At 41.4% G+C, this 12807-nt stretch carries 14 protein-coding genes; 6 read left to right on the top strand and 8 right to left on the bottom strand.

The features are described 5' to 3' along the window. Nucleotides 1-239 precede the first annotated feature (239 nt). The 4 genes from FS628_RS32685 to FS628_RS32675 form a co-directional block, all read right to left on the bottom strand. Nucleotides 240-647: a hypothetical protein gene (locus FS628_RS32685; protein WP_260871054.1), complete on the bottom strand. Its 408-nt coding sequence runs from the start codon at nucleotides 645-647 to the stop codon at nucleotides 240-242. Further along, nucleotides 644-1846 (bottom strand): hypothetical protein, encoded by a 1203-nt coding sequence (locus tag FS628_RS16155; protein WP_260871053.1) that lies wholly within the window; start codon nucleotides 1844-1846, stop codon nucleotides 644-646. Before FS628_RS16155 ends, FS628_RS32685 begins: the two co-directional genes overlap by 4 nt. After that, on the bottom strand, nucleotides 1846-2226 hold the full coding sequence (locus FS628_RS32680) for a hypothetical protein (protein WP_260871052.1): 381 nt from the start codon (nucleotides 2224-2226) through the stop codon (nucleotides 1846-1848). Before FS628_RS32680 ends, FS628_RS16155 begins: the two co-directional genes overlap by 1 nt. A gap of 159 nt (nucleotides 2227-2385) precedes the next feature. Next, entirely contained in the window at nucleotides 2386-2871 is a 486-nt protein-coding gene (locus tag FS628_RS32675; protein ID WP_260871051.1) for a hypothetical protein, read from the bottom strand. A gap of 170 nt (nucleotides 2872-3041) precedes the next feature. Here FS628_RS32675 and FS628_RS16145 point away from each other — a divergent pair, with 170 nt between their 5' ends. The 3 genes from FS628_RS16145 to FS628_RS16135 all read left to right on the top strand — a co-directional run bounded on the left by FS628_RS16145 (nucleotide 3042) and on the right by FS628_RS16135 (nucleotide 5813). Further along, nucleotides 3042-3410, top strand: coding sequence for a hypothetical protein (locus FS628_RS16145; RefSeq protein WP_145323421.1), 369 nt, complete (start codon nucleotides 3042-3044; stop codon nucleotides 3408-3410). 175 nt (nucleotides 3411-3585) lie between these two features. Then, nucleotides 3586-3927, top strand: a complete 342-nt coding sequence (locus tag FS628_RS16140; RefSeq protein WP_222125241.1) for a hypothetical protein — start codon at nucleotides 3586-3588, stop codon at nucleotides 3925-3927. 524 nt (nucleotides 3928-4451) lie between these two features. Further along, on the top strand, nucleotides 4452-5813 hold the full coding sequence (locus tag FS628_RS16135) for an amino acid permease (RefSeq protein ID WP_145323418.1): 1362 nt from the start codon (nucleotides 4452-4454) through the stop codon (nucleotides 5811-5813). A 56-nt stretch (nucleotides 5814-5869) separates the two neighbouring features. On the opposite strand, the gene FS628_RS16130 is transcribed toward FS628_RS16135, so the two are convergent. Then, nucleotides 5870-7054, bottom strand: coding sequence for a serine hydrolase domain-containing protein (locus tag FS628_RS16130; protein ID WP_145323417.1), 1185 nt, complete (start codon nucleotides 7052-7054; stop codon nucleotides 5870-5872). A 170-nt stretch (nucleotides 7055-7224) separates the two neighbouring features. Between FS628_RS16130 and FS628_RS16125 the strand changes: the two genes are divergently transcribed. Further along, nucleotides 7225-7677: an Lrp/AsnC family transcriptional regulator gene (locus FS628_RS16125; protein ID WP_145323415.1), complete on the top strand. Its 453-nt coding sequence runs from the start codon at nucleotides 7225-7227 to the stop codon at nucleotides 7675-7677. Between the two features lie 93 nt (nucleotides 7678-7770). Here FS628_RS16125 and FS628_RS16120 read toward each other — a convergent pair whose 3' ends face one another. From FS628_RS16120 to FS628_RS16110, 3 genes are all read right to left on the bottom strand, one after another. Beyond that, nucleotides 7771-8976: an MFS transporter gene (locus FS628_RS16120; protein WP_145323414.1), complete on the bottom strand. Its 1206-nt coding sequence runs from the start codon at nucleotides 8974-8976 to the stop codon at nucleotides 7771-7773. Nucleotides 8977-9100: 124 nt separating this feature from the next. Beyond that, nucleotides 9101-9964: an alpha/beta hydrolase gene (locus tag FS628_RS16115; protein WP_145323412.1), complete on the bottom strand. Its 864-nt coding sequence runs from the start codon at nucleotides 9962-9964 to the stop codon at nucleotides 9101-9103. A gap of 56 nt (nucleotides 9965-10020) precedes the next feature. Continuing rightward, complete coding sequence (locus tag FS628_RS16110; protein ID WP_145324202.1) at nucleotides 10021-10443, bottom strand: MarR family winged helix-turn-helix transcriptional regulator; 423 nt, start codon at nucleotides 10441-10443, stop codon at nucleotides 10021-10023. 490 nt (nucleotides 10444-10933) lie between these two features. On the opposite strand from FS628_RS16110, the gene FS628_RS16100 reads away from it, so the two are divergent. Next, the gene (locus FS628_RS16100; RefSeq protein ID WP_222125254.1) at nucleotides 10934-12010 is read left to right on the top strand and encodes a FecCD family ABC transporter permease; all 1077 of its coding nucleotides are present in this window, start codon (nucleotides 10934-10936) and stop codon (nucleotides 12008-12010) included. A 2-nt stretch (nucleotides 12011-12012) separates the two neighbouring features. Continuing rightward, complete coding sequence (locus FS628_RS16095; protein WP_145323407.1) at nucleotides 12013-12780, top strand: ABC transporter ATP-binding protein; 768 nt, start codon at nucleotides 12013-12015, stop codon at nucleotides 12778-12780. Nucleotides 12781-12807: the final 27 nt, after the last annotated feature.

Genomic DNA, 12807 nt, shown 5'->3' with positions numbered 1-12807 from the left:
CTATCGTAGACAAGTCGATGCGGAAAGGTAGCGGAAGCGTTAAGATATGATAATTATCAATGACCTTAAATGGATTTTTCAAACTTTAATGTCTGGAAGAAGAAAGTTTGCCCTTCATTTGAAAAGATGCGAATAAAAACTTTGGGCAAGGTATCATGAATAAAAAATGAGACCGTCTCTCTTTTAAATAAGAGGGTCGGTCTCATTTTAAATTGTACTAATCAAAGACCAACTAGCAATTAAAGTTTTAAAGAGAACTTTTCTACTAATGCCCTAAATTCATTTAAATGTTCTTCCCCTAAAATTTTACTTGCAGTATGTTTTGAATAGTCAATATGATTTAGAAATTGCATACTATTATACTTACCTACTTCTTCAGCCTTAAGAGTAGTTGTGAGGATTACTTGCACATTTAGCTTCGAAAAAATATCTAAGACTATTAATTCTTTTTCTGTTGATAAATCTTCAGCACGGAAAGAATCTACAATAACTGGAAGATTATATTGTAATACTTTAGCAAAAGAATATAGTTTTACAAGATGGTATATTGTAGCCTCACTACCTGAAAATATTTGATTACTTTTCGTGAAAATAGATTCAAATTCAAGGTTTCCAGAGGGATCAATTTTAGAATAAGTATCATTCATAAGTCTGTAATATTCATAATTAAATCCTGCTGTTTTTGTACAAGATCTTTTGAAACATTAACATTCTGAAGTAAGTCAGCTTCAATTTTTTTTATTTCTCCATCTATGATGTTTATACGAACTTCTGCATCATCTGCTGAAAACATTTCATTTTTAAACGCCACTAATAATTCTAGGCTAACCTCATCCTGCTCAAGTATTTTATTCATTTCATCTTGACGTTTATTTATTTCAAATGTGAAATTTTCCATGTCCTCGCTATATGCCTTAATTTTTTCTGAAATCGATTCAAGAATTTGTTGACGTATTTCATGTGTAGAAACATCAAAACTATAGCTGTCTTTATCAGCACTCTTAAAATTAATATGTGTTGAATTACAGTCCATACTCTTTAGCTCCCCGGATTGTATGGTTCTGTTTAGGGATTGTAACTCTTTTATAGTCATCTCGCATTTACTTTTTCTTGATAAAGCTGCATTTCTCAATTTCCTTAGTTCTAATATTTGATCTTTGATTTTCTCAACTTTTTCTATTTTTGACCTAAAATTCAACTTGTCATTAACACTACTTAAGTAACTTGCAACTGTATTATTTGACTTCAAAATCTTATGTTGATTTAATAAGTTTTTTCTTTCGTTTTTTAAGTTCTTTATTTTTTCCTTTGCTTGATCATCATCCTCAAAATTTCTAGTACTAGTACTAATATTGGTAAATGAGTATAACATATTTAAAAAGTCTGCTTTATTATAGTAGTTTTTATTGGCGATAGTAGAGGTATCCTTTTTGTCTTGTCCTACAAAATTTAATTGATAAAACAATTCGGGATCGACGATTCTTTCTAATCCATTTTTTATAATTGTAGGGAGCTTAAAAATATTTTTTGTCCAGTACCTTTTTAATTCAGAAATTCTATCAAACATCATTATTTTTTGGTCATTTCTTAAAATAAATGAGTTAGACTTCCTACAAAGAGAGTATTGTTTATCTTCTACAGAGAAGACAATTATATGATAGTAATTCATATAATTAAAGGTTGAAGGGAAGGCAGGAGTGTTTCCCAAACAAAACAATAGACTTTGAATTAATATAGTTTTACCGCGATTATTATCATCACTTGAAATAATATTCAAGTAATTAGAAAAATTGTTTTCAACATATGCTTCTTCAGCATTTCCTACGGCAACCTTCTGAATTATCATTATTGCACGCCATCCTTTACAATAGATATGAAATATTTAAGCGAAATAGCATCAAAATCACTTTGGTTAACTAATATAGGATTTAATTTTTTGAAGATCTTATTTATATCATCTTGAGGATTAGAAACAATTGTTGAATAGACATTCTCGAACAAGCCCCAAAGCTCTCCTGCGCGATTTTTGTTAAAAAGTGCCATTGACAATGCCAATTGACAATCTTCTAATATAGTTTTCCTTTTTTCTGGTGGAGCTTTATGTAGAGTATCTGAAAAAGGAAGGGGTACCCCCTTATCAAATGGGTTTCTATTAATTATTCTCCCTAGAACCAATATTTTTATTTCGTTACTTGTCATATGGTGATAGTAATCAAGTGCTTCCACGCTTGTTTCTATAGTTATAATTTCGACAACACCTATATTTTTTTACTCGATTGGTTATCTCTAATTTCATTAAAAATAGCCACTAGGGTTTGTTCATCTGGAATAATTCCTGGATGTATTTTAAGTATTGATTTAACATAATCACTTGGTTTTCTATCATCAATAATGAACTGGACTTTTTCTAAAAAAAATTTCGATTTCTTCATCTGTTATTGATTCATGATCAATGTATGTTTTTTCCTGAGACTCTTCTAATAGTCCTTCTTTTAGTTTTTTTACAGCTTCAGGTTTCACATTGTTGATATCAAATATATTTAGAGAATTATCAATTCTGACTGTATTTGATACACCCCCGAGAAAAAGAAGATAGTAACCAAACTCTATTTCACTTCTATAATTTTTGAATAATGTAACGAGTTCTTTTCCAATTGCCTTTGGTGAGGAGTTTTTCGCACCTTTCGATTGTATATCCCACAACTTATTTCCCATTTTGTCCATTCCGGTTAAATCATTAAAAAAATCCACAACAAAAAAGTAAATATCATTGCTATCATTTCTAAAATTCATTAAATAAAGTAAAGCTTTGGTTTCATACTCAGAACCTGAAGGCCGAAGTCTTTCAGAAGACGTCACCTGATAAGCCATAAGACGTTTAAACTCCTTTCTGCTAAGAAGATTGGGGTAGTTTTCCTATACCTACACATTGTAGCAATATAACTCTTAATTTCATAATGGTAAATACAATATCTTTAGTATAAATCAAAACAAGATGGTCAATAACATTCACTGATCTCAAAAATAAGGGGTAAACATAAATGAGTATAGAGAGCGTTATCCGTTTTGTTGAATCTTCATGTTATAACCAAATGCATTGTTCTGGCACAAAAGTAAATTTCCTGAGACAACTGATCAGTGATTATCAAGCTTCTCTTGGTCTCAAACGACTTGAGTGGACAGCACAGAATGTAGTAGGAAAGTTCATCGCCACTATACAGTATGATATGAAAAACGAACAACTTTATGAGCTGCTAGACAGCCATGGTTTGCTTCCTAAAGTTGTCCGAATTAAGTGGAACTGTTTAAATGAGTCGGAACAACACTTACTTCAAGAATGCCGGTTAGCTAGTAAGCCATACTTAAGATTTACTCCAAAAATGATAATTTCTACGGCTTTAATTCTTTAAGAACGAGCTTGATTTCTGATGTATCGCCACTTCTAATCAGGGAGCTTCTGGAGTATTTCTCTGATCAGGTCGTCAATTATCAAATGAAAATCCGTAGAAGTATTGATATAGGGGAATTTCCTGGATTCTTGAAAAACTAGTCTTACAGTTCTGTGAAAATTTCTTTTGTGCTTGGATGGAGATCGCAGGGAAGAGAAGTAAAGAAATTAGTGTTCCTAATTGGAAGGAAATTGAGAATATGAGGGATCGTTCGTTTCCAGATGTCGCTTTTAAATATAACTTTGATGAGAGCAGCTCATCGAGCAGCATTGAATATTATCATTTGCAAAACAAAGAGCTGTTGTTGACTAACAAGTGCAATTGCCCGAATCAACATGGAACCGCTAAACGAGATATTCAATCAATGATTTCGTATACACCACAAAAAGTTGCAATGCTGAGCAAGAATAATCCAAGTGACGAACATATTATTTTACAAAAAACAGTCGAGACATATGTGAAAAAATTGAGTTTTTGAAACCGTTAATCTGAAAAGATTAACGGTTTTTTTGTGTTTAACCCGGTTTAAAATGAATAGGAAAAGGGGTTTGTAAACGGCAATAGGTACAAGTTCTTGTCCTTTAACGGTACATGTTCTTGTCCCAAACGGCCAAATCAAATAAAAAAGATGCTTAACGTAAGGTGATATTGAACATTAAGATACTGATAAAAAACGTCTAGAGACTGTTATAAAATCAAATTTTTGAATCCGTTATACTGAAAAGACTGATTGCTTATTTATTAACCATAAACCCATAAACCCATAAACCCATAAACCCGGGTAAATTGAAGGAGTGAAAAGAGAGAAGTAAACAGCAATAGGTACAAGTTCTTGTCTTTTAACGGTACATGTTCTTGTCAACCGTCATTTAGGGGTGCCTTTTACTGTGTGAAAAAATATATAAATGAGGGATAGGTATTCGGGTCAGATTATTATATGATGAGTGGTATACAAGTTTTGCATCGTAGAGAGCATGTGCAGAAAGAGAGTGGTGGTTTATCATGCAGCAAGAAACGTTAACAAGGGGATTAAAGAACAGGCATGTGCAGCTGATGGCCATTGGAGGGGCGATCGGAACAGGTCTGTTTCTCGGAGCAGGCAAAACGATCCAACTGACAGGGCCATCTATCTTGCTGGCCTATATCATCACGGGTGTTGTATTGTTCCTGATCATGCGTGCATTGGGGGAACTGCTGCTTAGCAACTTAAAGTATCATTCCTTTGTCGATTTCGTGCGCGATTACCTGGGAAATATGGCGGCATTTATTACAGGGTGGACTTACTGGTTCTGCTGGATTTCCATTGCTATGGCTGACATTACCGCCGTTGGATTGTATACGCAGTTTTGGTTTCCGAATGTACCTCAGTGGATGCCGGGGTTAATTGCGTTGGTCATATTGCTAATCATGAACTTGGCGACGGTCAAGCTGTTCGGTGAAATGGAATTCTGGTTTGCCCTAATTAAAGTCGTGGCTATTCTGGCACTTATTGTTGTTGGTTTATATATGATCATCAAAGGTTTTACCACGGATCAGGGTCCAGCCAGCTTCAGTAATCTCTGGAGTCATGGGGGATGGTTCCCGAATGGACTGCATGGATTCATCATATCGTTCCAGATGGTGGTATTCGCCTTTGTAGGCATGGAACTGGTGGGGCTGACAGCGGGGGAAACCGAGAACCCGGAGAAGGTTATTCCGAGAGCGATTAACCAGATTCCGATCCGGGTACTGCTCTTCTACGTTGGCGCATTGCTGATTATTATGAGCATTTACCCGTGGAACGCCATTGTGCCTACGGAAAGTCCGTTTGTACAGGTGTTTGCCGCTGTAGGTATTGCGGCCGCTGCAGGGATTGTGAATTTCGTTGTGTTAACATCAGCGGCTTCGGCTTGTAACAGTGCCATTTTCAGTACAAGCCGTATGGTGTTTTCCATGGCAAAAGATCACAACGCGCCTGAGTCGTTTGCACGACTGAACAAGCGGAAAGTCCCTTCCAATGCGCTGTATTTCTCTACAATCGTTATTCTGATCGCGATTGTACTGAACTATGTGATGCCTGAGGGCGTATTTACACTGATCACGAGCGTGTCGACTGTATGCTTCATCTTTGTCTGGGGCATCATGGTGATCTGTCATCTTAGATATCGTCGTACTCAGCCGGGACTGGCGAGTCGCAGTCGCTTTAAGTTGCCACTATATCCGTTCTCAAACTATTTAATTTTGGCTTTTCTGGCGTTTGTGCTAGTAGTATTGGCATTGGCTGAGGACACGCGAGTGGCGCTATTTGTCACGCCGGTGTGGTTTATTCTTGTTGCGGGGATCTACCTTTTTAAAAAGAGAAATTTGAGTAATAACAGACAGTAGGTCTTACCATCGTTGCAAAATAAAGCCGCCCAATGATATTGGGCGGTTATTCGTATTTAAATTCTTGCAGCCTCTTTGCCTTCACGAATGCTCGCATAGATGGCATCACAGATATCGGTGGTATACTGACCCGACATCCCTTCAAGTGCCGTGTTGGTGAATGCTGCAACACTAAGTTCTTCTTTTGGATCAACAAACCAGGAATGGCCGTAAGTTCCACCCATCCGCCACGTACCCGGGGATTCCGGTGTACCGGCTGCGACAGGATCTTTAAGTACGGTAAAACCAAGGCCAAACCCTCTGCCTGGCCAGTATGGCATCACAAGATCACCGATTTGATTGGTAGACATCTCAGCCGCAACGGCTTCTGTAAGGAGAGGCTGTCCTCCTTGTCGCAATGTTTCAAGTAAAGTAAGAAAATCTCCGGTACTTCCAACCATACCCGCTCCGCCCGATAAGTAAGCAGAAGTATGATTCGCACGATTGGGTGACAGTCGGAAGCCAGCAGTACCCTCAATAAAAGGAATCAGCTCCAACTCCTTATGAAGGAGACGCGGTTCTTCAGAACCATTAGCGTATGCGGCTGTCAATCGTTCCGAATCCACCGCAACAAAGTCAGTGTCGGTCATGTGGAGTGGATGAGTAACCAGCGTTTGAACAGCTTCTCGTAGTGACATCCCAGTTACCTTTTCGATAACGGCACCAAGTACATCTGTCGCAATGGAATATCTCCACATGTTTCCTGGCTCATACAGAAGAGGAGCAGAAGCCAGGCTTTGTAGATTCTCCTCCAGACTAATTTCAGACCAATCCATTCCGTCCGATACTCCTGCAAGTTCATAGGTTCCCTGGTCTTCTTGGAAGAAACGGTATGTCAAGCCTGCGGTGTGCGTCATCAACTGATGTACTGATATTGAAGCGTCCTGACCATTAGCAAGTTTGGGCCGGAATGCAGGAAGCCAGCGGGTCACCGGATCATGCAGACTCAGCTTTCCTTGTGAGATTAATGCCAGAGCTGCTGTCGATACAATAGGTTTGGTTACGGAAGCAAGTCGAAACAGAGCGTTTTCCGACATAGTTCGCTTTTGCTCCCTGTCTGCGAAACCAGCAGCCCGGCTGTATACCAGTTCCCCTCCTAATGCAACCTGTACAACTGTTCCTACGATTCTTTTTTCGCTTAGAGCGCGATCAATAGCTTCATCCACATAAGTATGCAATGTCGTCATGTCTTCTTTTCTCATGCGTATCTTCCTCTCACCAACTGATGTATTTGATTTCTCGGGGTAACTATGTTTATTATATAAATGATGGATCTTGTATTACATGGTTTGTTAAAGGCATTATAATGAATTAACGAATATACTTAAGGTAATTTATGAATATATCTTATGTAATTAAAGGAGTGGGTTATATGGATGAAATAGATCAGCATATCCTGTTTCACTTGGAGAATCAGGCGAGATTATCCATGACCGAACTAGGCAAACTGGTGGGGTTATCTCAGCCCGCCGTTACTGAACGAGTCAAACGAATGGAAGAAAAGGGAATAATCGAGGAATATCGAACCGTGATCTCCCCTTCCAAATTGGGCAAGCAGAGCACAGCCTATGTTCTTTTTCGTACCCGAGATTGTTATCCTTTCCTGGATTTCTGCCGTGCGTCACCTGAAGTTGTGGAATGTTATCGGATAAGCGGGGAATACAATTACTTGCTGAAGATCCTCACTGACACCATTCAAGGACTCGAGGAGTTTGAGAATAAGTGTGATCCGTATGGTACGTACATGACTTTAATCACCATGTCTTCTCCAATTGCACATAAGAATCTCGTGGAAGGACCAAATTTGCTGGCACAGGCAGAATAAAATTCTGGTCTTTACAATGAAAAACAGAAGAGGAGTCCACATCAAGTGAACTCCTCTTTCTCCTATGTGTAACACATGCAAAATGTCTTCCTGTTAATTTGCTCTGGTAAATCCATATTTATAAGCACGCATAGCTACGAGCAACGCAGGAATGAGCAAGATAAACAGCGCCCCAGAAAGGTATCCTGCTCCAAATACTTCAAGAAGGATGCCCCCGATGATGCCTCCTCCGCCAATCGCCAGATTCCATGCTGTAACCAGCATCGATTGGGCGACATCTGTGCTTTTGCCTCCGGCTTGAGCGATGGCAGTTTGTAACAGTGTGGCAGCCCCGCCAAACGTAAGTCCCCAGATCATGACGCCAAGAATAATAATGACAGGTTGATGAGTACCGATTCCCATCACGACAGAGGCCAGAGCGAATGATGCCAAGCTAATGATAACCAATCTCCTCAAAAACCGGTCAATAAGCATTCCGGTTAACCAAATTCCAACAATGGAAGTAATACCGAAAATGAGCAAAATCAAGTCTACTCTGTTAGCAAATACGGTCTGGGCAAGGTAGGGAGAAATATAAGTGTATAGAATGTTATGGGCAAGCATCCAGGCCAGAACAACAAACAGAATAGGCCTAACTCCCGGAATTAAAAACACCTTATACAGCGGAAGACGTTCCCCAGCGGGCTCTCCGGCAAAGTCTGGCATTTTCCAGAGAACCCATACGATTAGAGCTACGGTCAGAAGAGATACTATCCCAAAGATGAGGCGCCAGCCGATATAAGAACTAAGAAAACTACCGATTGGGACACCCAGGGCTAATGCTACCGGTGTGCCGACCATAGCCACGGCCATGGCTTTACCTTTTAACGAATCCGGGACCATCCGACGAGCATAACCTGCTGTCATTCCCCATAGCACACCCGCAGAGACCCCCGCCATGAAACGAGCAGCAAGTGTAAGGATGTAATCTGACGATAAGGCGGTAACGGTGTTAAAGACAAGAAAGCCGCTAATGCATGCCAGCAGAAGAGGTCGGCGTCTCCATCCGCGTGTAGCAGCAGTCAAGGGAATGGCAGCAACAAGTGATCCAATGGCATAAAGAGTCACCAGCTGTCCGGTGAGGGCTTCTGTGATCCCCAAGTCTTTTGCAATTTGCGGCAGCAGTCCCGCAGGCAGACTTTCAGTGAGGATGCAAATAAATCCCGCCATGGCTAATGCAAGAAGTCCAGCCCACGGAAGGCGTTTTGAAGATATGGAAGGAATCTCCCTTTGGTTTGGGAGGGATGTGTGAGCGGTCATGTACAAAACCTCATTTCTTATATTTTAATCCTATCCAGAACTATGCATATAAGCTTATCTGAAAAATTCAAACTTTTGCATACAGGATTAAAGGTAAGATGGAGGTTTTAACATGATATTTATTTTATTTTTTGAGTTTTTCCGTTAATTCAAAGGGGAATTGTCTGTTCATCCATTCAAGGATGATATCGACAGGTTCCATGTACCGTTGGCCTACAAGTAAACCCGTATGGGTCGTATCCCACAGTCCGGCATATGCAGCATCCAGCTGCTTGGCGGTTAATTTTCCTCTCTGATCTTCGTCTTCACTGGAAACAGCCTTGATCACCAAGCTGGGGCAATGGATCAGCTCGCCATTAATGGATACACCACCATCTGCTCCAAACATCACGGAAAATGTGCTAAATGCCTTCGAAGACTCCATCTGAAGATATTTACGCTGAAAAGCAATGTCTTCTGCCGTCTCATCGATACTGGTCAGTTCATCACGGACAGGCGCAGGAATGATGATCCCAGGTGTGATACGATCGCTTCCCGGGTAGGGCATTACCCCATGAACTTCCTTGCTTATACTGGAGTCAATTATAACTAGGCCTGCCAGAGTAGCGGCTTCTGCAATCTTTTGACTGAGGATCCCACCCATACTAAAGCCAATAAGAACGGGAGGTTCGTTGAGCTCCGCCAATACTTCACGAATATCCTCCAAATAATCGTCAAATGTAATCTTTGTCATGTCCATGACCCGACTCTTGTAGTGACTTCTCAGGTTCATGACATAACAGGTCCAACCGTGCTGGGCAAAGTGGGGGATGTATTTGCTCCACATCCAACTGCCTGTGTATGCACCGTGAACAAACAGGAGAGGTGGTTTCTTGGTCGCTGCTTTGGCGTCATGAAGAGGGGGGCCTTCGAATATTTCCAAGTGTAAATCATGTTCTCCGATCTTCTTTACCTCATGTTCCGGTAACAATTGAGTGTAGTCCGTCATGCCAAAAACCTCCTCTAAAATATTAGTTTGATATCAAACTATTCATCCAAAAAAAATTAGAAGTTGCTATGAATTTTCATTAAAATTCGCAGCAGTTCTTTTTTCTCCGCTTCCGTAACGTCCGCATAAAACACGTCCAGCATGCGCTGAGATATCTCTTCAAAGACCGGCTTTAATTCTTCGCCTTTTGCAGTCAAAGCCACATGAACAACTCGTGAATCTGTTGCATCACGCTCCTTGAGCACGTATCCTGTCCGCACCAATTTGTCCACAAGTGCAGTCACCGTGGATTTATCCTTGCCAATTTTTTTGGAAATCTCAGCCATGGTCATCCTGTGATTGTTGTACAGGGCATAGATAATATCCCCATGGGACGTAGCGAGATCCTGGATTCCCTGCTCAGCCATCTCGGCCAGGATGAAGCGGTTGACCTTCTCTTTAATTTTGGATATGAGTGAAATAGCGTCTCTTGTTTTCATACGTGTAATATAGTTTGTTGTCAAACTAATGTCAAGCCTTGTTCCGTGACGATCTGCCCAAGTTGTGCAATATCGCTGTACTGGCTATCGAGTGTGCCTTTGTGATTCGTCGTTTGCAGGAACGTACGTATATTCATGTCATTCAATCCATCGACGGTACCCACGCGCCAGTCTGCATCAGCGAACAGGTCGCCCCGTCCGAGTACCAGATCCGGACTTGCACCTACAACCAGCTCTTTACCTACATGAAATTCTCAATTGTGAGCGGGTACGTCGTTTTATTTGTATTCTCAGCAGGAGTAGCTGCTTCTGGATGTGAATTTCATTGAACGAAGAAGCCTTTTTCTATGTGTTTTAAATTGACAAAGATAATCATTCTCAATTATAATCCGAGAAAACACGTTGTAAATAGCTAAATTCAATTTATTACATTTTACGCGAATTGATGGGGGAAGAGATGGCACAGACGGTTCAGGTTCAGACACAGCGTATGGGGAAAAGAGGATCTCTGGTTCATAGTAAATCCGGGTTTGCTTTACTGATTGCAACTTTAATCATTATTGCGATTATTTCTGTAGGGATTGCGGTTTCCATTGGACAAGTCCGTATTCCGCTGGCGGAGTCGTATCGTATTCTTTTAACCAAATTAACGGGATTTCAGTGGGGGGCAACACCCATTGAGGCAGGCTCCTTTACCGATATTATCTGGCAGATTCGTTTTCCACGTGTGCTGATGGCGATGTTTATCGGTGCAGGGTTGGCCTTGTGCGGTGCTGTTATGCAGGCTGCTGTGCAGAATCCGCTAGCTGATCCTTACATACTGGGTATATCCTCAGGCGCTTCACTTGGAGCAACTTTTGCAATTCTCATTGGCTTCGGTGCGATTGGTTGGCTGGGTCAGACCGGTGTAGCTTTCTGGGCATTTGCCGGAGCGATGGGGGCTTCTTTGTTGGTACTTACCCTTGCGGGAATTCGGGGGAAAATGACGTCGGTCAAGTTGGTGCTTGCCGGAATGGTCATTAACGCGCTGTGCAGCGCCTTCTCCAATTTTATTATTTATTTTGCCAACAACGCCGAAGGCATCAAAACGGTGACGTTCTGGACCATGGGTAGCCTGGCGGCTTCCGGATGGAACAAACTTCCGTTGGTTGGTATCGTTGTGTTAGTAGCGATTCTATTCTTCCTGTTGCAGTCGAGAGTTCTCAATACGATGTTATTGGGGGATGAAGCAGCCGTTACGCTGGGCATTAATCTGAGTGTGTATCGCAGGCTGTACATGCTGTTAACGGCTTTGGTCACAGGCGTCATGGTGGCAAGCTGTGGCATGATTGGTTTTGTCGGATTGATCATTCCGCATATTGTGAGAGGTCTGGTGGGTTCGGACCATCGTAAAGTGATGCCTGTATCCGTGCTGTTTGGAGCTATTTTTCTCATCTGGACGGACGTGATCGCACGATCCATCATATCCAGCGTGGAGTTGCCGATCGGTATCATTACGGCCATGATTGGCGCGCCGATGTTTATGTATATGCTGGTCAAAAAAGGCTACGGTTTTGGAGGAAATTAAACATGAAGCTGAACGTAGAAAATGTATCCATCTCTGTGCTGAACACGGACATCATCAAGGACATTTCTTTACAGGTGAACGGCAAACAGTTCGTTGGGCTCATCGGGCCGAATGGTTGTGGCAAATCAACGCTGCTCAAGAGCATCTATAAAGTGATCAAACCGCAGCAAGGCAAGGTTTTTCTGGATAATACAGATATCCTCAAATCCAGCCCGAAGGTCGTTTCCAGACATATGGGCGTTGTCGGTCAGTTTAATGAATTGAGTTTTGATTTTACGGTGCGCGAGATGGTCATGATGGGTCGTACTCCACACAAAAAAATGCTGGAGACAGATAATGAACGGGATCACGCAATCGTGGAGCAAGCTCTGGAAAAAGTACATCTGACTGGACATGCAGATCGCAATTACGTGTCTCTGTCTGGTGGAGAGAAACAGCGTGTGGTATTGGCGCGTGTCCTGGCACAACAACCTGAATTCCTGATCTTGGACGAGCCAACCAACCATCTGGACATCAAATACCAACTTCAGATTCTAAATATTGTCCGTAGACTCGGCATTGGTATACTTGCAGCACTTCATGATCTCGAACTCGCCGCAGAATATTGCGATTATCTCTATGTGGTAAAAAAGGGCCAGATTGTAGTGCATGGCAAACCAGCTGACATTCTGACTCGTGAGATGATTGGTGAGGTATTCGATGTAGACTGTGAAATCTATACGAATCCGGTTACGGGCGGCCTGGGCATCGCATACCTTAGCACACGATGACTAGGAGTAAGTTGACTTGAGGATGTC

Origin of the sequence: Paenibacillus xylanexedens, assembly GCF_007676705.1 — a bacterium.
In the GTDB taxonomy this organism is placed as follows: domain Bacteria; phylum Bacillota; class Bacilli; order Paenibacillales; family Paenibacillaceae; genus Paenibacillus; species Paenibacillus xylanexedens_C.
The sequence above is the reverse complement of the archived record's forward strand: the minus strand, read 5'-3'. Positions and strand labels throughout refer to the sequence as shown.